Raw genomic sequence first — 25258 nt, forward strand, 5'->3', positions numbered from 1 at the left:
CCCGGCAGGACGGGCTCCTAAAATATGCATATGGGCCAACTGCCTTTACTCTGCGTCGGCCTCGACGTCAACCTTATCGTCAGTTTCATCTTTCATGCCCAGATGAATGAGCAGCTTGTCTTCGATCTGCTGGCGCAGTTCCGGAGTTTCCAGAAGGAACTGGCGAACGTTTTCCTTACCCTGTCCGAGGCGTTCGGAACCGAAGGCGTACCAAGCACCTGACTTGTCGATAATGCCGTGGTCGACTCCGAGGTCAAGCAGCTCGCCTTCGCGTGACATGCCTGTTCCGTAGAGGATGTCTACCAGCGCTTCGCGGAAGGGCGGTGCGACCTTGTTCTTGATGATCTTGATTCTGGTGCGCGAACCGTAAACCTCCTCCTTGTCCTTGAGGGTCTGGATTTTGCGGATGTCCAGACGGATGGAGGAGTAAAATTTGAGCGCGTTACCGCCGGAAGTTGTTTCAGGGCTGCCGTAGCCGGTCATGCCGATTTTCATGCGGATCTGGTTGATGAAAATTACGACTGCGTTGGACTTATGGATGGTCCCGGTAAGTTTTCTCAGGGCATGGGACATGAGTCTGGCCTGACCGCCTACCTGTGTCTCACCCATGTTTCCTTCAAGTTCGGACTGGGGAATAAGTGCCGCAACAGAGTCGATGATGACTATGTCAACCGCACCGGAGCGGACCAGCAGGTCGGTTATTTCAAGGGCCTGTTCACCGTAGTCGGGCTGGGAGATGAGCAGCTCGTCGGTATTTACTCCGAGGCGTTTGGCGTATTTCACATCCAGTGCGTGTTCAGCGTCCACGAATGCGGCGGTTCCGCCCAGTTTCTGGCATTCGGCAATAACATGCAGGGCAAGGGTGGTCTTACCGGATGATTCCGGACCGTAGACTTCAGTGATCCTGCCCTTGGGAATTCCGCCTATGCCCAGAGCCATATCCAGGCTGATGGAACCGGTAGGAATAACCGGAATCCGTTGTGCTGCATCGGAATCAAGGCGCATGATCGAGCCTTTGCCGAACTTGCGTTCAATGGTGGTCAGGGCGGTCTGCAGTGCCGCCTTGCGCAGTTCTTCGGGATTTGCGTTGTTCTTGCTCATTTTTTCTCCGTGTGGGTTGGACATTCAGCGTATTTATTCCTGTTTATTGTCACATGAGCAGGAGCCTTGCAGCGGAAATACGGTGATCGTCCTCAAGCCTGCCGACATCATTAAAAAAGTGATTTTTGAGCGCACAGGCAATTGCATCCAATATCAAACAGCCATAAATATGGCAATCGCTAACAGACTGTTGAAAAACGGCGATCTGCGTCGTTGCTTCAAAAAGTTCAAATCCTCGCGTATGTGAAGTACGCTTCGGTCTTGAACTTTTTTTGCGCCTGGCATTTCACCCTACTTGAACAGCCTGCAAGTCAGCTGTTTTAAGCGAGGGCGGATTATGTTGCGGTTTGTAAAAAATGCAGGTACAGCCGCCCCATGGACAGACAGTATGACGCTTTAGCCCTATTTTCAGGGGGCCTCGACAGTATATTGGCATGCAGGGTCATTCAGGATCAGGGACTCAAGGTTCTGGGACTCCATTTTGTCACACCGTTTTTCGGTTATCCCGAAAAGATACCACACTGGGAAGAAGTGTACGGTGTGGAAATCATGGCTGTTGATATCAGTGAAAAATATATACAGATGATGCTTGATGTGCCTGAGCACGGCATGGGCAAGCTGGTGAATCCCTGCGTGGACTGCAAGATCATGATGATCAGCCACGCCAAGACGCTGCTGAAGGAATTCGGTGCCAAATTCATAATTTCCGGCGAAGTTACCGGACAGCGGCCCATGTCCCAGCGCGCTCCGGTGCTTAATGCCATCCGCAACAGCTCCGGTACTGCAGATGTTCTGCTGCGCCCGCTCTGTGCTCAGTCCCAGCCGGTGACTCCCATGGAGGAATCCGGGCTGGTGGACCGCTCGAAACTGCCTGATATTTTCGGGCGCGGTCGCAAGATCCAGCTGGATATGGCTGCGGCCTACGGATTTTCGGAAATTCCCACCCCGGCCGGCGGATGCAAGCTGACCGAGTACGAGAATGCGGCGCGCTTCTTTCCGCTGCTGCGCAGGCTTGAAAAGGCCGATGTGAATTCTTTCCGTCTGGCAACAACCGGGCGGCAGTTCTGGTCCGGAGATAAGCTGCTTTCGATAGGACGCGACCAGAAAGACAATGATCGGATCGAGGACCTCTATGAGGCGGAAGACTATCTGTTCGAGGTCCGCGGTTTTCCGGGGCCCCTGAGCCTTGGGCGGTCTTTTTGCGGTGCAGAGTGGGACAGGGAAAACATTCGTGAGGCGGCGGCTCTGACCGCATCTTTTTCTCCCAAGGCCGTCCGGTCTGGTGAAGAGATTCCTGTGGCGGTAATCACTCCTTCCGGGGAGATGGTCGTGAAGGTCATGCCTGAGCGCGAGACCGGTTTTGTTCAGCCCGGTCTTGACGGTCTCAAGGAATGGAAGATTGCCCGTGCAGAGGACAAGCAGGGCTGATTTGCCTGTGGTCGCTCTTCCGGGGCAGAATAAAATTTAAGGCTCCGCCTCTGCGTAAGATAAAAAATGCGCAGGGGCTTTTTTATAATCCGCGGTCAGGAAACCTTTTTGGGGCGGGATGGAAGTCGTCCTTTTGAAATCTGGAACAACCTGCTATTCTGATCTGAATGTACAAAATACGGCATTTCTTGGAGTCCTGAGGGCCGGGCCCTTTCGGCTTCAGTGTATAATTGGAACTTAAAAAGCGCACAGCGCATTAAATTAAAGCCCCGCGTTTCCGTAATGACGGTGGCATGTCAGCATGAGGTAACATGTATTTAAATATTTTTCTGTTTCTTTTGAGTATATTCCTGCTTTGGTTCGGTGCGGACTGGATTGTTGAGTCTGCTTCGAAGATCGCCCGGAAATACAAAGTCTCCGATCTTGTCATCGGCCTGACCATTGTCGCCTTCGGAACTTCGGCACCGGAGTTTCTGGTCACGGTTACTGCCGCGTTCAAGGGGCTGTCCGACATTTCCCTTTCCAACGTGGTGGGTTCGAACATTTTCAACCTGGGCTTTATCCTCGGATTGATGGCCCTGATCAAGCCGTTGCCCACCAACCGCTCGCTGGCATTGCGGGATACTCCGCTGTTGCTGGCAACAACAGCCCTGATTCTCGGTCTGGCCTATTTTGATATGCTGGACCGGTCCGCAGGCCTGATGCTGCTGTTCATTCTTGCCGGTTATGTCGGCTACCTGATGATCCACAGCAAGCGTGCAGCCAACGCCATGGCCGGGATCGTTCCAGAGGTCGAGGATGACGGTAACAACGAGGTCAACGCCAAGGTCTGGATCAAGTTGCTGGCCGGTTTTGTGGGCATAGCACTGGGCGGAGAGTTCATGGTTGATGCCGCCTCCGAGATCGCCCGTCACTTCGGGGTTTCCAACTGGGTAATCGGCATGACCATTGTTGCAGCCGGGACTTCGCTTCCGGAGCTGGTGACCTGTCTGGCAGCTTCCCTCAAGGGGCGCAATGAAATGCTGCTAGGTAACCTCATCGGCAGCGACTTCTTCAACTTTGCAGGCGTTCTCGGTCTGACCTGTCTGCTGCGCCCGCTGGAAGTCTCGCCCGATGCCATGCCGGGGCTGACCGTACTGGTCGGAATGGTCGCGCTGGTGCTGCTGTTTATCCGTACCGGTTGGAAGGTTTCCCGCCTTGAAGGTGCTATTCTCGTTGTTTTGAGTCTCGGACGCTGGGCGCATGATTTTATGGGCTAGGTCCGGATTGATTTGATTTACATGGCTCCCGCACAGACCTGTGCGGGAGCTTTTTTTAGGCTACAATGAGGCCGTACTTCGGGAGGAGTTTACGGAGAACGTAGTGGCGATGGTATGAGGCGGCCTGATAGAACTGGTAGATGGATTTATTCTTAGCCGGTTCCGAGTGCTTGTCCCCGTGCATTTTTGATTTTTCCTTGAGCCATTCTATTCCGAGGTATTCCGGGAAATCTTCGTTCTGCCCCAGAAGTTTGTTTTTTGTGACGGCTTCAATCCACTTGTTCGAGCGTTCCTCTTCGGTAGGGACCTGGTCGCCTTCGTTGGAACCGAATCTGAGGATTGCGTCCACTTCCGCCTCGATCGTCCCGAAAGGAATTGCTCCGGTGCCTGTGCTTATGGCTGGCTTGCGGGAGGCATAGTCTGCAAACATTTTGTGGAGTTCTTTGCAGGCTTGAAGAAAGGTTGCCGGATTGTCTCGCACCTGACTTGGTCTTTCCGGGTCTTCGTAAGTGAACTTCCATTTCAGGTACGGGCGGTCTGGAAAGGTGCATGCCGGACCGTGTCCAAGAGCTCCGGAAAGTGTTTCGGCGAACCATGATTTAATGTTTTCCAACCAGCCGGATTCTTCAGAGAATTTTTTCCTGAACTCTTTTTCCCGTTTATGCAGGTATGCTTTTGTCTCTTCGGGTAATGATCCGTCAACATCCAGATCAAAACTGTCGTTTACAATTTTATTGTAACGGGAACTGACACCACTGAATCCATAGTGCGAATATGTGTCTGCCAGTACGTGGGCCGTTATGCCGATGAGTTCATCGGAGAATTCTTCTTCATGCTGATCAAGGTGGTTGTTGACCATTGCTTCAGCTGTTTTGCTGCCGTTTCTGCATACCAGCTTTTCTGTGAAGTCCACCTTCTCAAGCGGCGTTTCCGGGGTATCCCCACAGCATCCCGGCAGGAAGTGAAACGGAACCCAGACAAAACGCTGGTCTTCCCGATCAAGGTTTTTGAGATGAACCGCATGGTGGGCCGTCGGTCGGGAATGCAGTGCCCCGCCATCTTTGAATTCCACCGACTTTTTTGCGGCGTTATCGTCCACGAACTGTGCCGCGCTCGCAATTATCCGGGCAACATCCTGCTTGATTCCTGCAGCCCGGGCCATGACATAGGTTCCGTAGTAGTGCATGTCTCTTTGCATAAGCAATTCTCCAGTGATATAAGATATAATTATGTATTTCTGATAAAACATGTTTTTTGAATTTTTAAAAGTCATTTTATTGTAACTACAGGCAGAATATGTGCCATTGACTATAAAGTGATGGCGGTGGTTCCGAGCCTTGTTGTCATAGTTTGTTATAATTTCTAGTATTTTTATTTTATCTGTCGTATAAGTCGGAAGAAGGTTTAACCTCGTCAGTTAAAGGAGTTCGCATGTCGCAGTGTTCAAGCGGAGCTTTCAGTCATCCGAAGCCGTTTTATCTTCTGTTCTCGGTGGAGATGTGGGAGCGGTTCGGGTATTACGGGATGCAGGCCCTTCTGGTCCTGTTCATGGTCAAAAAGCTGGGATTCAGCGATGAGCTGGCCGATACGACTTTCAGTGCTTTTGCGGCCCTTGTTTATGCATTTATCTGTGCCGGCGGATATGTGGGGGACAAGATCCTCGGAAACCGGCGGACCATGTTTTTAGGGGCAATTGTGCTGGCGGGCGGATATGCTCTGCTGGGGCTGGACTGCGAGAGGTTTCTATATCCTGCACTGGGGATCATCATTGCCGGGAACGGGTTGTTCAAGGCGAATCCCTCCGCTCTTGTCTCCAAGCTTTATGACAAGGGAGATTCGCGGGTGGACGGGGCTTTCACCCTCTATTATATGGCTATAAACATGGGATCTTTTGCGGCCATGTCCCTATGTCCCATTATACAGAAGCACTATGGCTGGAATGCGGGGTTCCTTGTCTGTTTCTTCGGCATGCTTGTTGCCATCACCAACTATATTGTTTTCCGTTCCCTGCTGGAGCCTGTGGGGTCTGAGGCGGATTTCCGTCCGCTGTCGATCAAAAAACTTCTCCTGACCCTGATCGGAACCGCTGTTGTGGCATCCGTTTCCGCTTTGCTGCTTACCCATCTTACCCTGGCTCATGAAATCCTTTATGCTGCCCTCGTTCTGGTGGCCCTCCTTTACGGACGAGAAGTTATGCGCGCGGAGCATCACGAACGGGCCAACCTGATTATCTGTCTGATTCTTATGGTTGAAGCCATCGTTTTCTTTGCCCTTTATCAGCAGATGCCGACTTCATTGAACCTTTTTGCTGCGCGTAATGTTCACCCCTACATTTTCGGTGTTCCGGTTGAGCCAGCCTCTTTTCAGGCCTTGAACCCGTTTTGGGTCATGGTGATAAGCCCTGCGCTGGCAGTTGTTTATGCCCGGCTTGACAAGTCCGGAAATGATCTATCCCTGCCCGGAAAATTTGCGCTGGGTATGATGATGTGCTGTGCTGCGTTCATGACCGTAGGGCTGGCCGCAAAGAATTTCGCTGATTCAACTGGTTTCATCTCCGGCAATTGGCTGGTGCTCAGTTATGGTCTTCAGAGCCTTGGAGAGCTTCTGGTCAGCGGTCTGGGGCTGGCCATGGTCGCCCGGCTGACTCCGGAAAGATCCATGGGGTTCATGATGGGGGCATGGTTTATGTTCCAGTCCGTGGCAATGGTTCTGGGCGGTGAAATAGCAACCATGGCAAGTGTGCCTGAACACGGCATCACCGCTCTGCAATCCTTGGATATTTATGATGACCTGTTCCTGAAGATCGGTATGGTGACAGGAGGGCTCGGACTCGTCATGGCGGCATTCGTTCCGGTGCTTAAAAAGTATATCCGGGAGTAGGGTGGGGCGGAATACCCCGCCGGAAATTGACCTAAATTCCTTGCCTCCTGTACGGAAGATGTCTATCTATACTAGGAAAGTATATTTAAAATTACGCAGGGCACGGTGCCCCTTTTAATTAGATTGAAAAACTTCGGAGGATTTGAATTATGAGTAGATTCGGTGCAGCCGGTTCCGTAAGCGCGAGACCGGAAGTCCTTAACGCTTTTATGCGCGGCATTTACAGCTGGATGAGCGCCGGGCTTTTGGCAACTGCTGCCGTGGCCTGGGTTACCCTTTCTTCCCCCGCTGTAATGAGCCTTGTTCTGGCTCAGAATCCCGAGACCGGCATGATTGCCCCCACGATGCTTTTCTGGGCGGCAGCCATCGGTGAAATCGGATTGGTGTTCTACCTCAGCATGCGCATCAGCAAACTTTCCGCCAGCGCGGCAACCGGGCTGTTCATGGCCTACAGTGCGCTTAACGGTCTGACCCTGTCCACAATTCTGGTCGCCTATACTGCGGCTTCAATTTTCCAGACTTTCCTCGTTACCGCAGGAATGTTCGGCGCAATGTCCCTTTACGGTCTGACCACCCGTCGCGATCTTACCGGTATGGGCGCGTTCATGATGATGGGCGTATTCGGTATCCTGATCGCCATGGTAGTCAATTTCTTCATGCACAGTTCCGCACTGAGCTTCGCCATCTCCATCCTCGGCGTATTCATCTTTGCAGGACTGACTGCCTATGATTCCCAGAAGCTTAAGGATATGGGCGAATACATTCCCGCTGACGATGCCACCGCAGTAAGACGCGGCACCATCCTCGGCGCGCTGACCCTGTACCTTGACTTCATCAACATGTTCATCTTCCTGCTCCGCCTTATGGGTAACCGCGAGTAGGTGCAGCTTTTGCTGATTTACAGGCACGTGCAAACCCATTAGGGTCTGCACGTGTTTTTTTATGTGCTTTTGGTGGCCTCCGGCGGCCTTCCGGGGGCCAAAGAACCCTTTGAAAAGGGTTCTCTGGACTCTCCTAAACTTTTTTAACAGGGCTTCGCCGCAATCTATGACAATCGGGTGTATGCCGTGGCTGAACCTTGGTATAAGGTTTTGGTATTTTTCAACAGCGAAACTAATAGGGATTCCAAAGGGTCGCGGACCCTTTGGCCGCCGGAGGCGAAATCAGATCGTCAAAAAGCGCGAAGAGCATCCTTTAACAGGGTAAGGAGATAGGCGTGTCTCTGCTTTTTAAAGCGCAAAAAATTTTAGGTCCGTTACTTGATCCTGCTTCGAAAGCTTATTCCGCTATGATGTCCTGTCGTGCGGCGAAGTATGCCCGTGGCGAGTATGAGCAGTTTCGTCCAGCCTGTCCGTGCATTTCCGTTGGCAATATCGGGTCCGGGGGCAGTGGAAAGACTCCTCTGTCCGGCTGGCTGCTGAACTGGGCGAAGGAGCAGGGGCACGTTGCAGTACTGCTTACCCGCGGTTACGGGGCAAGACCTTCTGCGCTTCCTTATCTTGTGGGGCCGCACAGCCCGGTCGGCGAAGCCGGGGATGAACCTCTCATGCTGGCGATGGAGAACCCGGAAGCGAGGATTGTGGTTGATCCGGTACGCAAGCGTTCCGGGGCATGGGCCACGGATGAATTCAAGCCTGATCTGATGCTGCTGGACGACGGATTTCAGCATATGGCCGTGAAGAGGGACCTCGATTTTGTGCTTCTTACCCCGGATGATTTTACACAGGGCTGGGACAGGGTAATCCCGAGAGGTACATGGCGCGAGGGTGCTGATGCTTTGTTCCGGGCAGATGTGTTTTTTGTGAAATGTACACCGGAGTATTTCAGGAAAATTAACGGGCTGGTAAAGGAAAGATTGAGCCGGTTCGGCAAGCCTGTTTTCCAGTTCGCGTTGCAGAGCAAAGGTCTTGTCCGGTTGGGTGAAAGTGAACGCATTGAGTTCGGACACGGTCCGTACCTGCTTTTTTCCGGCATCGGTAAGCCGGAGATGTTTCTTGAGGACGCAAAAATATATATGGGACAGGCTCCCGAAGATTTTCTTATATTCAAAGATCACCATTCCTACACTGCGCAGGACGTGGAAACTATAAGGCGCAGGGCCGCTGAATCAGGGGCTAAGAAAATCATATGCACCCCCAAGGACGCGGTTAAACTCGCAGGGATGGGTTGTGATGATTATTATGTGATCGACCTTGAAGTCGAATTTACGGAAGCAGTATTTTTTGACGATACAAAACCGGTTCCATTCAACAAGTGGTGGAGCCTAGAAAAGCTGGACACTAATTGCGGGCATTCCTAGCTCCTTTCAAAGTATCTTACAACCGCCGATGGATTAATTACAGGCGGAACAGGAATATAATATTATGGGAAGAAAGAAGATTACAAAGAGCAAAGGCGGTCTCAATCCGCATGAGATAATGAATATTTTCAAGGCCGGGAACAAGCCCCTTTCAGCCGCTGAGATTACCAAGCGTCTGGGGCTGATCAAGGCTCAGCGTAAACAGGTCAAGGATCTTCTCCGGGGGCTGGTGCGTGAAGGCAAGATCATCAAGATCGGCAGTGCCTACGGGCTGGTCGCAAGGATGAACATGGTTACCGGTAAGTTGCAGGTTCAGCGGTCCGGTGCGGCATTCCTTATCCCGGACGACAGTAAGCTCAACGATATTTTCATTCAGAGCAAAAATCTGCGTGATGCCTGGCATGGTGACCGGGTGACTGTTGCCATCACCAGCGCCAGCCGTGGCAGCAAGAAGCAGGAAGGTCGGGTCGTACGCGTGCTTGAGCGCGGGCGTCAGGTCTTTCCGGTGCGTGTTGTACGGCCCATGGGTGCGACGGCGCTGCTTTGTCATCCCACTGATCCGCGTCTGGACTTCGGCATTGTCGTTGATCCTGAACATGCAGTCACTGCGGGTCCGGTTGTTGATGAGGACGGTAGGGAAGTCTACCCGGCCGAGTCTATTGAGACAGAGTTCGATTTCTCGAGCATCGCAAGGGGCGATATCCTGCTGGTTGCGCCCGGTGAGCAGCTCAATCCAACTTTATGGGAAGGCCGTATCCTTAAATATCTCGGCGTAGAGGACGATGTGCTGGTTCAGGAAGCCGTGGTAAAGGCTAATCACGGTATTTCAACCGCGTTTCCGGCCGGTGCTGTCGCTCAGGCGGAGGCTCTGCCGGGAGTTCCGGGCGAGGAGGATTTTGTCGGACGTGAAGATATGCGGGACATCCCCCTGGTTACTATCGACGGAGCCACTGCCAAGGACTTTGATGACGCGGTGCATGTTGAAAGAAAAGGCGACGGATACCGGCTGCGGGTGGCTATTGCCGATGTTGCCCATTACGTGGCCATGGAGTCTCCGCTGGACAGGGAAGCTCTGACGCGCGGCAACTCCTACTATTTCCCCAAATCGGTTGAGCCAATGTTTCCGGAGGCGCTCAGCAACGGTTTGTGCAGCCTCAACCCGGACGTTCCTCGTCTGGCCATGACCGCAACCATTGATTTCAACAAGGCCGGTGAGCCACTATCTTCGTCATTTGCCCCGGCGGTGATTAAAAGCCATGCCCGGCTGACCTATGATCAGGTCTACAATGGAATCATCCTTGCCGAGAAGGAAGAACAGGAAAAGTTGGGTGATCTTGTCCCCATGCTGCAGCTTTGCGAGGAACTGGCCCGCAAGATTAACGCCCGCCGCAACGAGCGCGGAAGCCTTGAATTCGACCTCCCTGAGCCGGAGATTCTGTTCAATCTTCAGGGGCGCACTGTGGATATCAGGCCACGCTGTCGCAATTTTGCTCACCAGATCATCGAGGAATTCATGATCGCCGCCAACGAGGCAGTAGCGGAGTTCCTTACTGAGAAAGGCCTGGGCTGCCTGTACAGGGTTCACCCCGGACCGGACCCGGACAAACTTACCGCCCTGTTCAAGGTGCTGAAGAAAATCGGCCTGAGCAATCAGGTTCCGTCACCGGTGACGCCCCAGTCCCTGCAGCAGGTATTAAACGAATCCGCAGGGACAGATACGGAATTTCTGGTCAGCAGGCTGATGATCCGGTCAATGAAGCAGGCCAAGTATGAACCGGAGAATCTCGGTCATTTCGGCCTTGCTTCCGAGTGCTACTGCCACTTCACTTCGCCAATCAGGCGTTATGCCGACCTTGTGGTACACAGGCTGCTCAAGGTTGCGCTCGGCGACGGTCATCAGGCCATTCCGGGACAGAAACAGCTTGCGCATATAGGGTCTTCAGTAAGCGGAAGGGAGCGCGTGGCCATGGAAGCGGAACGCGAAATCCTGAAACGGCTGACCATTATCTACCTGATGGACAAGGTCGGTGAGAATTTCACCGGCGTGATTTCTTCCATGGCCGATTTCGGCATCTGGGTGGAATTTCAGGAAGTAATGGCCGAAGGCATGCTGCGCCTGTCAAGGCTTGATGATGACTACTACACTTTCTGGGCGGACAGGCAGCTGATTGTCGGGGAAAGAACCGGAAGGGCTTTCCGTCTTGGACAGAAGATTACCGTGAAACTTGAGTCAGTCAGCCTGGAAATGCTTGAGGCTGACCTCTCGCTGGTTGAAGGCGGGGAAGATTACAAGAAGTTCGTCTAGCTGACGGCGATCTTTTCAATGTGTCTGGCGATTTTGCAGAAGAGAGTCAGTCCGCAGACTTTTTCATCAATTTCACACTGGTATATGTCTTCAGCCTCAGAAATCGCATTCAGGGCTTCGTAGACCTGTACCAGTGTTTCCGGTGAGATTTGTCCGCAGACATCTTTGATCATTTGACGCAACTCGTCAGGAGCATCGTCCAGCAACGTCAGCTTGACGCCTTCCGGACCGAAGTCGAAATCAAAATGCCCTGCATATTCGGCAGCCAGATTTTTTACAGCCAGGTCATTGCTCATCAATGGCTCCAGAGTGAAAAACGCTTAACTATTGAAGTACATTAATACAAACAGCATTTTTTTGAAAGCACTCTATTGAGACAAAATGGTTGCGAAGTACTTTGAACTGAGTTAAGTCTAAGTGAACGAATATGTTAAATTGTAGTTAAGTAGAGGGAGTAATGCAGGGTAAAGATTTTGAATCTTTTTTTGAGCGACTCAGGGATCAGACAGATATTTCAACCCAGGCCCAACTTGCCCGCGAGCTGGGGGTGGGCCGTGCAGCGGTTTCGCTGGTTAAAAAGAAGGGGGCAGTTCCTCCCCGCTGGATTCTTGAACTTTCCGTGCGTTACAATCTGGATTCAACCTGGCTGGAATCCGGGCTGGGGTCGCCCCGTCCGGAAGTAAGTGCCGAGGAATTTGCAGATGATTTTGCCCGTATTCCCAAGGTTGCCGCAAGGCTTTCAGCAGGAGGCGGTTCTTTTGAGACCGGTGCTCAGGTTGAAGGATATTACGCTTTTCGCAAGGACTGGATTCAGCGTAAGGGAAATCCTACCGATATGGTGCTCATGGAGGTATACGGCAACAGTATGGAGCCGGAACTGAAAGAGGGAGATGTTGTCCTTCTGGATCAGTCCAGAAAGAACATACTGGCTGGCGGGATATACGCCGTCGGTGTTGAAGATACGGTAATGGTCAAGCGGGTGGAAAAGCGCCCCGGACAGATGGTTCTGCATAGCGACAACAAGGACTATTCCCCCATCTATCTTGGCGGAGACGAGCTGGAAACAGTGCGTGTTCTTGGGCAGGTTGTCTGGGTTTCCCGCGAATATCATTGATTTTAGTTTTGTTTATCAGTCGCAACAGTATGTACTTACTGTGTATGTGTCCTGAAAGTCTTTCTGGAACCTCCGTAAACGGAGGTTTTTTTATGGGTTTTGTTTGGGTTTGTTTATGTACTTGTTCTATTGGTTAACTTTTTTGTTCGATGTGTTTATTTTTGGTTGACTAAAGTTTTCCTGTGTGTTTAATTGAACTCGTCACATGGCAGAAAGGCAGCGGGAAGGTGAATCCCGTATATGGTTTAGATAGAGCAGAGTGAGCAGGAGGCAATCATGCAGGAAAGATTTTGCAGATGCGGCAACCGGGTCATGGTGCAGTATCACAATAAGAAAACTGAAAGCTGGTTTACCCGTTTCTGGGTTATGGGATCTACTTATGGAAAAACCATAAGAACCTGTCCGGAGTGCGGTAGCCCGCTTGATATAAACAGCCTGAAGTAGACTGCGCTCTGTAGCTAGTACAAATTTCGAGAATTTCTCCCGGCTCATTCCCCTGTAGCCGGGCAGAAAACAGCATCATCTCATCTAACACACTTAATCCATCTCTCATCACCCACCTTAAGGCAAACCGCCCGTCCGGGCGGTTTCCTTTTGGTACCTCAGTCAGGTTCGCGAAGGTCCTGACTGGAAGCCAAGCACGGCGCTCTGCGTTGTTTACAGCAGCGGGAATCCTCTCGTACGGGGTGGAAGCCTCGGCTGATCTTTCTTTTTTACGTTTTATTTCAGCATCATCAGCATACAGTTCTTTTAGATCCTTTCTGCAGGCTGCTTAAGCCGTGATCTACACCTGTCATCTGCTCTGGACCGGCGGCAAAGAGCTTGGTAAACAGTTTTCCGAAAAATGAACTCCGGGGCACCGGTGCGAAATATTCAGGAGGATGGTTATGGGAGACTGGCTGGTCGAATTTCAGGGACGCAATCACTCCACAGCAATCAAATTGAATTTTTTGTGGCAGCATGAAAACGTGTTTATCATGGATAACCATCGTGCTGCCCTTTGGTGCTGGCTTGCCGCCTTGAAGGAAGAAGGCGAACTTAATCTGTTCCACGTAGACCGTCACTTTGATGCACTGTTCTCAAAGCAGGACTATGCCCATTTTCCACACGCCGATTTTGAGGATCTGAGTATCGGCGAATATCTGGCCTGCGGATACGATAATGACTTTTTTGCCGTGACCCCGTTGTTCCGCTGGGACAACTACCTCGGTCTGTTTGTGGAAAAATTCAGGGAGCGCGTCGGAAGCTGGGCTTTTGCCACCCATGGAAAAGGAACTCCTCCTCATTCGATCCGCTATGCCGCTTATGAACCATGGGAGTTTCCGGCTGCAATTGGTGAACTTAAGGGCAAGTGGATTTTCAACCTTGATCTGGACTATTTTTTTGGCCGCATGGGTAACGGACAGATGGGCAGGCTTTTTACCGACGAGTATATTCGCGGGTGGGGGCAGGCTCTGGCCCATGCCGTTGAGCAGGGAACCGTACGAACTCTGACGATAAGTCTGAGTCCTGAATGTGCTGCAGGCTGGGAAGGCGCTGAAAGTGCATTGCAGGTGTTTCTTGACGGTTTCGGCGTGAATTTTTCGATTCCTGATCAGGGGTAGCGCAGGGGGCGGTAATTTGGGGGGCACACTTCATCCCAGCCCAAAGTTGTTACAGTGGCTCTGTCCCGGGTAGGTGTTGAAATGGTGTAACTAGCTATAATATTTTAAATATTTAAATTTAAGTTTAGCCTACAAAGTGGCGAAGACTTGCTAAAAAAGTTTGGGATTCTTGCACCCGCCCTTAGGCGAGAAGCTCCGCTTCGAGTCTTAGGGCGGGTGAGAGCAGTTATGTAGCCGAAGGCATCTAAAGAAAGCACGTTGCAAAAGGGTAAGGCCCCCGGCAGAACTGCCGGAGGCTTTTGGGGCGAAATATAAGGCTAGTCGCGATTCCAGACCTTGAATTTGTGGTTGGAGAAAAATTCAGTGTAGAGCTTTTCCGCTTTTTCCTTGAACTTGTCGTCGTGCATGATCAGGACGCTTAATGCTTCATATTTGAAGTAGGCAACCACGTCGTCCCAGTCCACTGTTCCTTTATCGTTCTTGAATCTGAAGCCGTGCAGGCCGGGTTCGACCAGCTTCTGGGTCATGGGATCATCAACGCCTGCGTTTTTGAAGAATTCACAGATTTCCTTTTTCACCTCTTCGGGCCAGTCGGTTTCACCAAGCGGAACCAGATCCTGAAATTTGTTTTCCTGACCTTTTTTCAGAATGTACATGTGAGTGTCTCCATTTTATACCTATTTCGTTTTCTGATTATGAGTATGTTATAAAAAGCGTGCATTTTCAAGAAAATCAGGCGTACTGAAAATAGTCTCTGCCGTACGCTGAAAATTCTATATTCAAATGTTTAATAAGCTGTGATTTTAGGATAAAATTGAATAGAGTGGTCGGAAGTCAGCTGAGAATCCTTTGCCGTTTCAAGGCTGGCCGCCGTTCCTCATCGCCTGTCCGTGAACTGAAATGAATTGTAAACGTCCAACGGGCTAATTGTCACCGTCCTGTAATGACCGGTCCGGGGGAGTTGGATAGGTTGATTTCAATAACACTTCTTCAACTCGTAGAAAATGTACCACCCTCTTCCCAGCTGTCCCCCCGGCCTGTCCCTGATCTTGGCCGGGGGGCAATCTTTTCCTGCTATCTGACTCTTAAAAATCTTCCGATTATATGGCCGGTTGCAGAGTCGCGCACGGTATCGTCGAATTCTGTTTTGAGAAATGTCAGTGCCGAGAAGTCCTCGGAGAAGACCAGCGTTCTGATCTGCGAGTTGCCGCCTCCGTTTTCGTACTGGATCAGGTCGGTCACATAAACCGTATGCCCGGAGATTGTTACCGAGCGCTGTACATCCATGCCATCCAGTTTCCAGTCGAGCTGTTGGAATTCACCTTTTTCCGGCAGGATATAATAATCAAAATGGCTTTGGGTTCCGTTTCCCCCTGCGGCTACGGTCAGGCTTGCTTCAGTGGTGATCATCCTGCCTTTGTAATGAACGGTAACAGTTCCCTTGAACAAACCTGCAAAAGCCTTGTTTCCGGGTTGCTCCTGCTGTTGCGGGGATTCAAGTTTTTTTTTCGGGGCAGATGCAGGGGGATGCTCTTCGGCTGCAACTCCGTAGCGGGGCCGTTTCAGTCCCTGCAGATAATCATATTCCTGAGCTGCAACAGGCATAGCAAGGAACAGAATGAGTAATACTAGCGGCATGATTCTTTTCATGGGTATGAACTCCGTTGTTTTACTGGCAGATATTTGCTGCATGCTGTAATGTTGATCCGTTCATTTATTAAAGGAGATTAACATGATTTGTCATTTCAGGAAAATAGTTCCCATGCTGATTGTCTTCGGATTGCTGCAGACTGTTCCGGTTCTTCAGGCTGAGATGAAGATAACATTGAAAGACGGTAAAGTGATTGAAGTTCCGGTCAGCAAGGATGATGTTGAATCCATTGATTACGTTTCCAGTGGCGATCAGGAGCCGGAAAAGGTTTTTGCCGATGATGCAATACGTATTCAGAGTGCAAAGTACGGCAATGTCAGTTTTGAGCTGGGAAATGATCTTGGATACAAACAGTATTTCTGTGACGCAAAGCCTGCACTGACCAAAGAGTGTGATGGAAATACCAAGTGTAAAATCATCGTTGGAAGCCAGATCTGCGGCGATCCTTATCCCGGACGCGGAAAATATCTTTATGTGGAATATTCGTGCGGTAACAAACTTAAAAGGGCAAAAAACACCCAGACGGAAGTTATGCGCCTGAGCTGCCCGTAAGAATTTTCAGGTCCGTATTTTGCTAGTCCCTCCGGAAGTGAAAAAAATTCCTTAACGGAGGGTGATTGATGCGTAACGCTCTGGCTTTCGGTCTGGTTTTTATCAGCGGTATGCTTCTTTTGAATTCGGGTATGCAGGTCTATCGCTGCTTTGTGCCAAGGAAGTTGAATGAATATGAACCGATAAAGCTCGTTCGTATTGAGGGCAAAAATTGTCCGTTGTATTTTCCGGAGGAACGCTGATTCGCAGGTCTACTTCATTTCAGGCAGATGTTCATTTTTTATGAATTCATTGAAATCCAGGAGGAAGTCGGTTCTGCTTCTGTTTACCATCAAGTGGAGATTGTAGGAATATAGCGGCTCTTCAATTGTTTTGAACTCACTCATAGGCAACCCTGCCCGGGCCAGCAGCTCAGGCAGGGTTGTTTTGTTGCATATTGCCCCATCAACTCTTTTTTTGTGTACCATCTCAAGCAGTTGGGTTGTGCTGTAAACAGCATGCTTTTCCAGAAGTCCATTCTCGAAGTACTTATCAAAAGGGCCATACCCGTTCCCATGAAGCACTGCGATCTTTTTGCCTAGCAGGTCTTCCGGCTTTCCGGAATTTATTGTTGAATCCTTTCTTATCAGGAGGTGGTCGAAAAGTGTCCATAGCGGCACTGACGGAATAAGGCGCTCATTTATTTCCTGCTCACTGAACATCGGGGATGAAAGAGCGAATGCATCAGCCCTTCCTTCCTTTAATACCTTGGATATTCTTGCTCTGGGCAGGCATTTGAATTCCAGAATATATTCCGGGTGGCTTTTTTGGAATTTTTCGAGGATATTTATGAACACTCCCTGAAGGGATTCAGAAGGTTTCCTTTTGGAAGTTACGGTATAAAATGGTGGGAACCGGTAGCCGAAAAGAATTTTTATGCGCTCCGGTTGAGGTTGTTCTGCCGTGGAGATCCCGAATGTGCCTGCTGTAATCAGAAATAGTATTGCAGATGATATAATTATTCTTTTAAACATGCTTGGTTGTAGAAATATGTTTTGCAAGTAAGCACTTGTTTTGTGAGGTTCTATGAAGCTTGTCTATACGGTTTTTAAATATATTACACCTTTTTTTTTGTTAGGAATCATCCTTCTGGTCATGTGGTTCGTCTTTAAGTGGTTTTTTGATCATTCCCACGAGATAGGCCCTGTTGGAAGGGGGGATGTCATCAAGTTTCCCGAACATGGGCGGATTATGTCCGAAAGTGGGGGCAGTTTCAAGGTAATGAGCTACAACATGGGCTTTGCCTCCGGACCAATACAGCACACCATGGCGGACGATCATCCGGAATCATTTTTCGAGACGAATCTTGATAACATTGTAGCCCTCATTACGGAGCAGAAAGCGGATATTGTTCTTCTGCAGGAGGTCGATATTGACGCCAAGCGCTCGTGGTATACCAACCAGCTTGACTACATGATGAAAAGGCTGGGATGGGGATACGCCGCTCCTGTTGTGGACTGGAAGCTGTATTTCCCGTTGCGCAAGGAGCGCAAGATAACCAAGGCTACCGTGGTCATTTCCCGCTTTCCCATACTCTTCAATGAATATTGTCTGACCTCGGCAAAGCCAAATTTTGAAAGCATGCCGCTCAATATTTTTTATTATCCGCTTCTCTGGAAGTCGTGCATGCAGAAGGTTTCTATCGATGTGAATGGAAAGCCGCTTGATGTCTACAACGTCCATCTGTGCGTATGGAACAGGGCCGCAAGAGTGGCACAGGCCGCTTTTCTTGCGGACTGGATTAACAGTTCAAGCGGGGAAAGGCCTTTCGTTATCGGCGGTGACTTCAATTTTCAGGCTTACATCCGGGGAACTCCTGTCCCGGACGCTGATATGGCTCGTCCTCCCTTCATGAACATCCTCTGGGAAAGGCTTGCCGGGCTGGGAGAGATAATGTCTTCTGATCAAGATTCGGTTTCGGATATTCATATGCGGGCTACTTTTCCTGAAAGATCACACCGGTATGACTTTATTTTCTATTCCGGAGGGCTTGCCAGCGAAGGAGGAGCGGTCGTCGGCGGTATTGATGCTTCAGATCATCTTCCCGTGATCGGTACATTCAGATTTAAAGAATAGCCGGTTATTGAATCTATCATCAAAATACGGTGTATGTGCGGTTTTTGTATAGAGCAGATTATGTTATATGGGAGTCGAGAATTTAAATTTGTAGGCTAGATCCTGTAGGTAAGGGGAGCGGAGAACCATGGGAAGAAAGCTCACTGTTTGTTTGGCTTTATGCATTGCATATTTTGCCTTGCACGGAATTGCTTTTGCTTCAAGCTCATCTAAAAGTATCTTTATTGTACATAGTTACAGTTTGGATAACATATGTGGAGCTCCGCAGCACCAGGGGGTGCTTGAGGTTCTGGCTGAGAATGGATTCAGGGAAGGTGACAACCTGAAAGTCACCACCTATGCGATGGACACCAAGAAGGTCAACAACACTCCTGAACTTGTTTACCGGGAGGCGAGCCGGGCTCTGCGTGAGATAGAGCGCGTAAAGCCGGATGTCGTGGTCGTACTTGATGATAATGCTTTCAGGACCGTCGGCCTTGAGCTTGTTGATTCCGCTCCCGCCGTTGTCTATTCAGGGATGAACGGTCTTCCGGAAGATTATGACCGGGCCAGAAAGTGGCTGGAATCAAGGGAAAAACCCGGCCACAACGTTACCGGTGTATATGAACGGCTTCTGGTTGCAGATGCATTCAGGGTCCAGAAGATGATTGTGCCCGACCTGAAGAAGGTGCTTTTTGTTTCAGATAATTCTCCTACCGGAAAAGCCATACGCAGGCAGTTTCTTGCAGAGGCCCCAGGAAACAAGGTCGGGGTTGATTTTGAGATGCATCTTGCCGGAACGTGGGAAGAGTATGTGGAGATAATCAGGGAGGCGGACCGCAACCCGGAGATCGGAGCGATATATCCGGCGGCCACAATGCTCAGGGACAAGGACGGAGGCAGCCATGCCACCGAGGAGATAATTCAGTGGACGGTGAAGCACAGCCGCAAGCCGGGTATACCCCTGAATTATTCTTTTGCCAGACTTGGCATGCTCGGCGGTGCCGGGGTTGATTTTATCGCCATGGGCCGGCAGGCGGGCAGAATGGTCGCTCTTGTCCTGAAAGGAACACCGGCAGGGGATATCCCGCTTGAAGACGCAGTGAGGTATGCGCTGGTTTTTAATCTGAGGAGGGCGGCTGAACTCGGAATTGAAATTCCCAACGATGTGTTGATGGCTGCCGATGTCGTCTACAAATAGCTGCCTGATGCTGCCGGTCCGGAAGTATGAGTAATACGGTTTCCTACAGACTTTCCACTGTCGTTGCCGCAGCCATCTGCGGAATGGTCATCCTTACCGCCTTGGCTCTGGGCGGAGTCTTTTCATACAGCTATATCAAGAGTCTCAAAGGCGAATTCTATGATCGGGTTCACGCTGAAGGGGACGAATACAGTCTGGAAGTCTACAGCTTTCTGCATCAGGCTTTGAGCCGTCTGGAAGAGCTTGGCCGCGATAACTCCATCCGTGTGACCATGATGATGGGGGTCGACTATCCTCTCATAGAAAAAATGGCCGGATACGATAACGTTACACATGGCGTTGATTTTTATGTTCAGCGGATGGGTGAAAATAAGATCTTTTCCTCATCCTCCCGGGCCTATGATGAAAACACGGTCAGAACTGCGCTGAGAAATGCTCCGTACAGCTGCTCCCTGTGTCCTGACGGGGAAGGACGCATATCTACTGTTTATGCCATTCCGATCCGAAGTCGTTCGGAGGTGGTTGGAAGTGCTGCCTGTGTGGTCAATCTTGCACACACCAGATTTGCTGAAGCACTTGAAAACAGCACCGGCTGCCGCATGCTTATCTCGGCTGACGGTAAAAATTATGATCTTCTGAGCGGAGAGGAGCTTCTCCTGGACAGAGGGGAAAGCCTTGGTCAGGAAATGAGCGAAGTCATGCTGAACGGGGTGAAGAAAGGGGTTCTTTTCCGGAGTCCGCTTGTCCCGGGGCTGGCGTATTTTGTGTCGGATGAAAGGCTGGAAAATTCCCTGTACCGCACCTTCTGGCTGCTGCTGCCCATGTTTGCGGCAGTCATCTGCATAAGCGTTCTTGTATCCCTTTTCATCAGCAGCAAACTGACCGGTCCGTTACGCAGGATCATGGATTCGGCTGAAAATATTTCCAAAGGGGATGACGATGATCTCATGCAGAAAAGCAGCCGTCTGTACGAGATAAATGCCCTGCAGAATTCCCTGTCGACCATGCTCGAAAGTCTGCGCAGGACCAAAGGGCTGGAACGCTATCAGTTCTTTTTCGAGAATGTAGGGGATCTGGTCTGCATAACCGATATAGACGGCGTTTTTCTGGAAGTTAACTCCGCTGTTTATGCCTGTCTCGGTTATGAGCGGGAGCAGTTTCTTCAGAAGACTTTTTATGAACTTGTTCCGGCCTACGAACGTCAGAATCTTCGCGGGGTGCTCAACTCCATGTTTGCAGTCGGCAGCCCGGACAACTTTGAATGCTCCATGCTCACAAGGGTCGGGAAGACCATTCATTGCGAGGTCCGTTCCCGCAAGGTGGAGTACAGGGGAAAGGATGCCCTGCTCAGTGTCGTGCGCGACGTGACCGACCGCAAGAAGGATGAAGAGGAACTGCAGCGTTACGCTTCGGAGCTTCTCAAGACCAAACAGGTGGAGGAGCGAAACTCCGCCCACATGGCCGAGACCCTCAAGAAGCTTGAGGATGCAATGGCCCGGGCTGAAGTAGCCAACCGCGCCAAGAGTGAGTTTCTTGCTCAGATGAGTCACGAGATTCGCACTCCGATGAATTCAATTCTCGGCATGGCCGACATGCTCTCGGAAACGACATTAACCGGAGAGCAGCAGAGTTACGTGACTATCTTCCGCGATTCCGGAAAGGCCCTGTTGAGTCTGATCAATGACATTCTCGACCTTTCCAAGATCGAGTCCGGGAAACTTACTCTTGAGAACACTGTTTTCGATATTGACCGGCTGGTTGATGAAGTTGCAGGCATCATGTCCGTCTCCGCATGGAAGAAGGGTCTGGCCTTCGCCTGTCATGTCACTCCGGGCACGGCACCGCTATTTGAAGGGGACCCGACCCGCATCAAGCAGGTTCTTCTGAATCTGCTCAGCAATGCCATCAAGTTTACTGATTCCGGAACTGTTTCCCTGGAGGTTTCGAGCAGCCCGCTCAAGCAGGGAATGTGTTCCATCTGCTTTGTTGTCCGGGATACCGGGATCGGTATTGACGAGGACAAGGTTGAGCTGATCTTTGAGAATTTTGTTCAGGCCGACTCCTCCACTACCCGCAAGTATGGCGGAACCGGACTCGGGCTTTCCATCACCAGAAATCTGGTAGAGCTGATGGAGGGGAGCATTTCTGTGCGCAACCTGTCTTCCGGGGGGGCCGAGTTCAGGGCCGAGATTATTGTTCAGCGGGTGAATGAAACCGGTTCAGATGATGCGGCAGTGCGTGCTGTTGTACAGGGCAGGAATATTCTGGTTGTTGAGGACAGCCCGCTGGTGCGCAATTTCATCTGTGACAGCCTGAATGACTGGGGAGCTAACTGTTCCCATTCCGGCAGTTCTTCACTTGTTTGTGTCCAGAGCGAAGAGGCCACCCGCAACGCTGAACTCGTGATCGTCTCCGATAAGCTGGGTGAAGAGGACGGACTCAGCGCGGTGGAGAGTATCCGCGAACGGTTGAACATGGGTGATCTCAGTCTGTGCACCCTGTCCACCTCTCCGGGAGACAGCAGCAACTGTCCGGCAATCAACCGGATTTTCGGGGTAAAGGGAAGCATCCGCTGGCCCATCACCCGTGGGGGGCTGCGCCGGGCAATGCTTGATATTTACCGTCCTGCCGTTTTCAAGATAGCCAAGGAAGATTTCTGCCATGATCTTCTCCCGCTGCGCATACTGGTAGCCGAGGATTCGGAAAGCAACCGGATGCTGGTCGACTTTTACCTCAAGGATACTCCTTTCAGGATGACTTATGCCGGGAACGGTGTTGAGGCCCTTGAATATTACAAGATGCACAAATATGACATGGTGTTGATGGATATGCAGATGCCGGAAAAGGACGGTTACGAAGCCGTCAGGGAGTTGAGGGAATACGAGAGTGAAATGGGCTATCCCGCTGCTCCGGTAATAGCCCTTACTGCCAATACTCATGCTGAAGACCGTAAGCGTTGCCTTGACGTCGGGTGTACCGACTATCTTGGCAAGCCCTTGAAGAAGATAACGCTGGTAAAAGCGATTCTAAAGCACAGTAGCTGATTTTTATCTGCCTGTGTTTCCCAGCCAGTTGCCGAGGGCTTCCTGCAGTGATGATGATGCCAGATGAGCACAATGGGTTTTGTCCTCAGGCAGTCCGCCAAGGGCTTCAAGAATATCTTCGCCGCCGATTTCGGAAGCCTGATCGATTGTCTTGCCCGTAGCCAGCTCACAGGCCATGTCGCCGCTTACAATGCTTGCCCCGCAACCGCTGGTATAGAAGGAAGCTTCGGCAATGACGCCGTTGTCGATTTTGAGGTAGATTCTTATGATGTCTCCGCAGGTTCCGTGCATTTCGCCGACAGAGTCGGGGCTTTCCATTATGCAGGCGAAGGTCGGATTGTGCCACCGGGCAGTGGATTTTTCGCCGAACATTTCAAGTGCTGCATCATCGCATTTCTGCTGGATGTCGTTCAACAGGTTGTCCAGATCTGACATTATATTACTCCTTGCTGATTGATGAGTTGTGAAGTTGGCTCATGAATGAAAAAAAAGCAAACCCCTTTTTGAAAGGTCCTGCAACGGTGCGGAAGGCTGGCAGCGGATATTCATATTGTAATCAGCATGGAATTATTGTTGAATAAGGCAAACATGACCGGCTGATGCCGCTTGAGGATATGGAATTAAGACAGCTAAAATATTTTATTGCCGTTGCCGAGGAACTGCATTTCGGAAGGGCCGCGCGCAGGGTTCATATTGCCCAGCCTCCTTTTTCGCAGCAGATAAAATCTCTTGAGGAGGAGCTTGGCGCCCGGCTGCTTGACCGCAACAGCCGGAAGGTACGCCTGACCAGCGAAGGCAGGTATTTCTATCAGCAGGCCCTGACTATTCTGAAGCAGGCTGAAGAGGCTTCCATCACGGTCGGCAGGATGGCCAAAGGCGAATACGGTAGTCTCAAGGTCGGTTTTACGGAGACGGCAATGGACAGTCTGCTGCCCGAGTCCGTGCGTTCCTTCAGCCACCGCTATCCCGGTATTTCCATGCAGTTCAGCCAGTACGGAACTTCCAACCAGCTGGAGCAGATTAGGTCCGGGGGGCTGGATGTGGGGTTCTCCACCATCTTCCGGCACGCCATGGACGGGCTTTCTTCAGTGAAGCTCTTCTCCAAAAAACATGTTCTTGCCGTACCGGAAGATCATATATTTACCTCTCAGGATAGTGTATCCTTGAAAGAGGTTGCCGGGGAACACGTGATCATGTTCCCGCGCAGCGGGCAGCCTGACCTGCACGATGAGATAATGAAGGCTTTCAGGGTAAGAGGGCTTTCACCGGTGATCAGTCAGGAAGTTTCGGGGCTATCCGGTGCCTCGGCGCTCATCGCTTCTGGGATGGGGGTTACCTTCCTGCCGGAGAACAGCCGTACATCCCGCAGAGGAATCGCCCTTGTGCCCCTCAGTGACAGTTTCCCGGCCATGGACATCTACATGGTCTGGAACAGTGAGCAGTATTCCAATACTTCAGGGGTGTTCATGGAGTGGGTGGCTGATTATTTTTCTGTATCAAAAGCTTTTGCCGAAGAAGTCGGTGTTTAAATAATCTCAGGATAGTTTTCGATGACGGATGTACTGAACGGATACGAGATTTCATGGGCTCCATCTATTACCGAAGTTGGCCGGGAGGAATGGAACCGGCTGGCCCGTCCCGTGAATTTCCCCTTTCTTGAATGGGACTGGCTGCGGATGGTGGAGGAGACCGGAAGTGCTTCTCCGGATACCGGCTGGCTGCCTGCCCATCTGCTGGTGCGCAGTGAAGGGCGGCTTATCGGTGCCGCTCCGCTTTACGTGCGAGATCAGAGTGAAGGCGAGTTCATCTTCGACCGTGTCTGGAGCGAGGTTGCTGCGAAAGGCGGTATAGCCTATTTCCCGAAGGTTGTGGGTATGAGTCCGTTTACCCCTGCGACCGGATACAGATTCCTGATCGCTCCCGATGTCCCTGCCGCAAAGGTGACGGCCCTGCTCTGCAGTACCATTGACCGGTTCTGTTCTGTAAACGGGCTGGGCAGCAGTGCGTTCAATTTTGTGGATATAGACTGGGTGTCCGAGATGGAAGCATACGGATATGCCGCATGGAAGCATCAGGGGTACGTCTGGACCAACAGCGAGTTCCGGGATTTCGACCACTGGCTTTCCACCCTTAACAGCAACCGCCGCAAGACTGTCCGCCGGGAGCGCAAGGTTCTCAGACAGGACGGAATCCATGTCGAGACATATACGGGATATGAAATACCCGATGAATATTTTTCCAAGATGTTCTGCTGTTACGAATCAACCAATGACAAGTTCGGGGTCTGGAGCTGCAAATATCTTAACAGTGATTTTTTTGAAGGCCTCAAAACAAGCATGAGGGAAAATCTGCTATTTACTGTCGCCTACAGGGGAGATGATCCTGAACCTCTGGCGCTTTCCATGTTCGTTTATTGCGGGGACCGGCTCTGGGGCAGGTATTGGGGCTGCTTTGAGGAGGTGCGTTTCCTGCATTTCGAGCTCTGCTACTACACTCCCATAGAATGGGCCATTGCCAACGGCATCCACTTGTTTGATCCGGGAATGGGCGGAGAGCACAAGGCCAGGCGCGGATTTTTTTCGACTCCGTCCTACAGCCTGCACAAGTTTACCGATCCTTCAATGGACCTCACCTTCAAGACCTACATTCTGGAAGTCAACAATCTTGAGCACGGCTACATCAATGAGATGAATTCACTAATGCCGCTTGGCCGCAAAGACTGACCG

General features: G+C 51.0%; 23 protein-coding genes. 16 read left to right on the forward strand and 7 right to left on the reverse strand.

All coding sequences use genetic code 11. The annotated features are described in order from the left end of the window. Window positions 1-45: 45 nt before the first annotated feature. Window positions 46-1101 carry a recombinase RecA gene (recA, locus tag N7E73_RS12325; RefSeq protein ID WP_432735060.1) on the reverse strand — a complete coding sequence of 352 codons (1056 nt, stop codon included), beginning with the start codon at window positions 1099-1101 and terminating at the stop codon, window positions 46-48. A 375-nt stretch (window positions 1102-1476) separates the two neighbouring features. Here recA and N7E73_RS12330 point away from each other — a divergent pair, with 375 nt between their 5' ends. Both N7E73_RS12330 and N7E73_RS12335 read left to right on the forward strand, forming a co-directional pair. Continuing rightward, the gene (locus tag N7E73_RS12330; protein WP_432735061.1) at window positions 1477-2529 is read left to right on the forward strand and encodes a tRNA(5-methylaminomethyl-2-thiouridylate) methyltransferase; all 1053 of its coding nucleotides are present in this window, start codon (window positions 1477-1479) and stop codon (window positions 2527-2529) included. A gap of 311 nt (window positions 2530-2840) precedes the next feature. Next, on the forward strand, window positions 2841-3788 hold the full coding sequence (locus tag N7E73_RS12335; protein ID WP_432735062.1) for a calcium/sodium antiporter: 948 nt from the start codon (window positions 2841-2843) through the stop codon (window positions 3786-3788). Window positions 3789-3843: 55 nt separating this feature from the next. Here the strand turns inward: N7E73_RS12335 and N7E73_RS12340 are convergent, their stop codons facing one another. After that, the gene (locus tag N7E73_RS12340; protein ID WP_432735063.1) at window positions 3844-4986 is read right to left on the reverse strand and encodes a DUF6765 family protein; all 1143 of its coding nucleotides are present in this window, start codon (window positions 4984-4986) and stop codon (window positions 3844-3846) included. Window positions 4987-5219: 233 nt separating this feature from the next. On the opposite strand from N7E73_RS12340, the gene N7E73_RS12345 reads away from it, so the two are divergent. The 4 genes from N7E73_RS12345 (at window position 5220) to rnr (ending at window position 11272) form a co-directional block, all read left to right on the forward strand. Further along, window positions 5220-6668 carry an oligopeptide:H+ symporter gene (locus tag N7E73_RS12345; RefSeq protein ID WP_432735064.1) on the forward strand — a complete coding sequence of 483 codons (1449 nt, stop codon included), beginning with the start codon at window positions 5220-5222 and terminating at the stop codon, window positions 6666-6668. 149 nt (window positions 6669-6817) lie between these two features. Further along, entirely contained in the window at window positions 6818-7549 is a 732-nt protein-coding gene (locus N7E73_RS12350) for a Bax inhibitor-1/YccA family protein (RefSeq protein ID WP_432735065.1), read from the forward strand. 335 nt (window positions 7550-7884) lie between these two features. After that, window positions 7885-8967 (forward strand): tetraacyldisaccharide 4'-kinase, encoded by a 1083-nt coding sequence (gene lpxK / locus N7E73_RS12355; protein WP_432735068.1) that lies wholly within the window; start codon window positions 7885-7887, stop codon window positions 8965-8967. A 64-nt stretch (window positions 8968-9031) separates the two neighbouring features. Next, on the forward strand, window positions 9032-11272 hold the full coding sequence (gene rnr / locus N7E73_RS12360; protein WP_432735069.1) for a ribonuclease R: 2241 nt from the start codon (window positions 9032-9034) through the stop codon (window positions 11270-11272). On the opposite strand, the gene N7E73_RS12365 is transcribed toward rnr, so the two are convergent. Continuing rightward, complete coding sequence (locus N7E73_RS12365) at window positions 11269-11568, reverse strand: hypothetical protein (protein ID WP_432735071.1); 300 nt, start codon at window positions 11566-11568, stop codon at window positions 11269-11271. The genes rnr and N7E73_RS12365 overlap by 4 nt on opposite strands. Window positions 11569-11729: 161 nt before the next feature. Between N7E73_RS12365 and N7E73_RS12370 the strand changes: the two genes are divergently transcribed. The 3 genes from N7E73_RS12370 (at window position 11730) to N7E73_RS12380 (ending at window position 13990) form a co-directional block, all read left to right on the forward strand. Next, the gene (locus N7E73_RS12370) at window positions 11730-12386 is read left to right on the forward strand and encodes a LexA family transcriptional regulator (protein WP_432735072.1); all 657 of its coding nucleotides are present in this window, start codon (window positions 11730-11732) and stop codon (window positions 12384-12386) included. Between the two features lie 276 nt (window positions 12387-12662). Beyond that, the gene (locus N7E73_RS12375; RefSeq protein WP_432735073.1) at window positions 12663-12830 is read left to right on the forward strand and encodes a hypothetical protein; all 168 of its coding nucleotides are present in this window, start codon (window positions 12663-12665) and stop codon (window positions 12828-12830) included. Between the two features lie 443 nt (window positions 12831-13273). Beyond that, window positions 13274-13990, forward strand: coding sequence for a UPF0489 family protein (locus N7E73_RS12380; protein WP_432735075.1), 717 nt, complete (start codon window positions 13274-13276; stop codon window positions 13988-13990). A gap of 317 nt (window positions 13991-14307) precedes the next feature. Here the strand turns inward: N7E73_RS12380 and N7E73_RS12385 are convergent, their stop codons facing one another. Next, window positions 14308-14646, reverse strand: a complete 339-nt coding sequence (locus N7E73_RS12385; protein ID WP_432735077.1) for a hypothetical protein — start codon at window positions 14644-14646, stop codon at window positions 14308-14310. Between the two features lie 418 nt (window positions 14647-15064). Beyond that, window positions 15065-15640 (reverse strand): hypothetical protein, encoded by a 576-nt coding sequence (locus N7E73_RS12390; protein ID WP_432735078.1) that lies wholly within the window; start codon window positions 15638-15640, stop codon window positions 15065-15067. Window positions 15641-15722: 82 nt separating this feature from the next. Here N7E73_RS12390 and N7E73_RS12395 point away from each other — a divergent pair, with 82 nt between their 5' ends. Beyond that, window positions 15723-16193: a hypothetical protein gene (locus tag N7E73_RS12395; RefSeq protein ID WP_432735079.1), complete on the forward strand. Its 471-nt coding sequence runs from the start codon at window positions 15723-15725 to the stop codon at window positions 16191-16193. Window positions 16194-16261: 68 nt separating this feature from the next. Further along, complete coding sequence (locus N7E73_RS12400) at window positions 16262-16435, forward strand: hypothetical protein (protein WP_432735080.1); 174 nt, start codon at window positions 16262-16264, stop codon at window positions 16433-16435. Window positions 16436-16444: 9 nt separating this feature from the next. On the opposite strand, the gene N7E73_RS12405 is transcribed toward N7E73_RS12400, so the two are convergent. Further along, a complete protein-coding gene (locus N7E73_RS12405; protein ID WP_432735081.1) occupies window positions 16445-17233 on the reverse strand; it encodes a substrate-binding periplasmic protein in 789 nt (262 codons plus the stop codon). 190 nt (window positions 17234-17423) lie between these two features. On the opposite strand from N7E73_RS12405, the gene N7E73_RS12410 reads away from it, so the two are divergent. The 3 genes from N7E73_RS12410 to N7E73_RS12420 all read left to right on the forward strand — a co-directional run bounded on the left by N7E73_RS12410 (window position 17424) and on the right by N7E73_RS12420 (window position 22532). Further along, a complete protein-coding gene (locus N7E73_RS12410) occupies window positions 17424-18308 on the forward strand; it encodes an endonuclease/exonuclease/phosphatase family protein (RefSeq protein WP_432735082.1) in 885 nt (294 codons plus the stop codon). Window positions 18309-18585: 277 nt separating this feature from the next. Further along, window positions 18586-19488, forward strand: a complete 903-nt coding sequence (locus N7E73_RS12415; RefSeq protein WP_432735083.1) for an ABC transporter substrate-binding protein — start codon at window positions 18586-18588, stop codon at window positions 19486-19488. A 26-nt stretch (window positions 19489-19514) separates the two neighbouring features. Then, window positions 19515-22532, forward strand: a complete 3018-nt coding sequence (locus N7E73_RS12420; RefSeq protein WP_432735084.1) for a response regulator — start codon at window positions 19515-19517, stop codon at window positions 22530-22532. 3 nt (window positions 22533-22535) lie between these two features. Here the strand turns inward: N7E73_RS12420 and N7E73_RS12425 are convergent, their stop codons facing one another. After that, window positions 22536-22967, reverse strand: coding sequence for an iron-sulfur cluster assembly scaffold protein (locus N7E73_RS12425; RefSeq protein WP_432735085.1), 432 nt, complete (start codon window positions 22965-22967; stop codon window positions 22536-22538). A 179-nt stretch (window positions 22968-23146) separates the two neighbouring features. Between N7E73_RS12425 and N7E73_RS12430 the strand changes: the two genes are divergently transcribed. Continuing rightward, window positions 23147-24061, forward strand: a complete 915-nt coding sequence (locus N7E73_RS12430; protein WP_432735086.1) for a LysR family transcriptional regulator — start codon at window positions 23147-23149, stop codon at window positions 24059-24061. Between the two features lie 21 nt (window positions 24062-24082). Next, complete coding sequence (locus N7E73_RS12435) at window positions 24083-25255, forward strand: GNAT family N-acetyltransferase (RefSeq protein ID WP_432735087.1); 1173 nt, start codon at window positions 24083-24085, stop codon at window positions 25253-25255. Window positions 25256-25258 lie beyond the last annotated feature (3 nt).

Origin of the sequence: Maridesulfovibrio sp. FT414 (assembly GCF_050916235.1) — a bacterium.
In the GTDB taxonomy this organism is placed as follows: Bacteria; Desulfobacterota; Desulfovibrionia; order Desulfovibrionales; family Desulfovibrionaceae; genus Maridesulfovibrio.

Bases quoted from the DNA above. Each gene is read 5' to 3' on its own strand.
- recA (WP_432735060.1), bottom strand. From the start codon at position 1,101: ATGAGCAAGAACAACGCAAATCCCGAAGAACTGCGCAAGGCGGCACTG.
- N7E73_RS12330 (WP_432735061.1), top strand. From the start codon at position 1,477: ATGGACAGACAGTATGACGCTTTAGCCCTATTTTCAGGGGGCCTCGAC.
- N7E73_RS12335 (WP_432735062.1), top strand. From the start codon at position 2,841: ATGTATTTAAATATTTTTCTGTTTCTTTTGAGTATATTCCTGCTTTGG.
- N7E73_RS12340 (WP_432735063.1), bottom strand. From the start codon at position 4,986: ATGCAAAGAGACATGCACTACTACGGAACCTATGTCATGGCCCGGGCT.
- N7E73_RS12345 (WP_432735064.1), top strand. From the start codon at position 5,220: ATGTCGCAGTGTTCAAGCGGAGCTTTCAGTCATCCGAAGCCGTTTTAT.
- N7E73_RS12350 (WP_432735065.1), top strand. From the start codon at position 6,818: ATGAGTAGATTCGGTGCAGCCGGTTCCGTAAGCGCGAGACCGGAAGTC.
- rnr (WP_432735069.1), top strand. From the start codon at position 9,032: ATGGGAAGAAAGAAGATTACAAAGAGCAAAGGCGGTCTCAATCCGCAT.
- N7E73_RS12365 (WP_432735071.1), bottom strand. From the start codon at position 11,568: ATGAGCAATGACCTGGCTGTAAAAAATCTGGCTGCCGAATATGCAGGG.
- N7E73_RS12370 (WP_432735072.1), top strand. From the start codon at position 11,730: ATGCAGGGTAAAGATTTTGAATCTTTTTTTGAGCGACTCAGGGATCAG.
- N7E73_RS12375 (WP_432735073.1), top strand. From the start codon at position 12,663: ATGCAGGAAAGATTTTGCAGATGCGGCAACCGGGTCATGGTGCAGTAT.
- N7E73_RS12380 (WP_432735075.1), top strand. From the start codon at position 13,274: ATGGGAGACTGGCTGGTCGAATTTCAGGGACGCAATCACTCCACAGCA.
- N7E73_RS12385 (WP_432735077.1), bottom strand. From the start codon at position 14,646: ATGTACATTCTGAAAAAAGGTCAGGAAAACAAATTTCAGGATCTGGTT.
- N7E73_RS12390 (WP_432735078.1), bottom strand. From the start codon at position 15,640: ATGAAAAGAATCATGCCGCTAGTATTACTCATTCTGTTCCTTGCTATG.
- N7E73_RS12395 (WP_432735079.1), top strand. From the start codon at position 15,723: ATGATTTGTCATTTCAGGAAAATAGTTCCCATGCTGATTGTCTTCGGA.
- N7E73_RS12400 (WP_432735080.1), top strand. From the start codon at position 16,262: ATGCGTAACGCTCTGGCTTTCGGTCTGGTTTTTATCAGCGGTATGCTT.
- N7E73_RS12410 (WP_432735082.1), top strand. From the start codon at position 17,424: ATGTCCGAAAGTGGGGGCAGTTTCAAGGTAATGAGCTACAACATGGGC.
- N7E73_RS12420 (WP_432735084.1), top strand. From the start codon at position 19,515: ATGAGTAATACGGTTTCCTACAGACTTTCCACTGTCGTTGCCGCAGCC.
- N7E73_RS12425 (WP_432735085.1), bottom strand. From the start codon at position 22,967: ATGTCAGATCTGGACAACCTGTTGAACGACATCCAGCAGAAATGCGAT.
- N7E73_RS12430 (WP_432735086.1), top strand. From the start codon at position 23,147: ATGGAATTAAGACAGCTAAAATATTTTATTGCCGTTGCCGAGGAACTG.
- N7E73_RS12435 (WP_432735087.1), top strand. From the start codon at position 24,083: ATGACGGATGTACTGAACGGATACGAGATTTCATGGGCTCCATCTATT.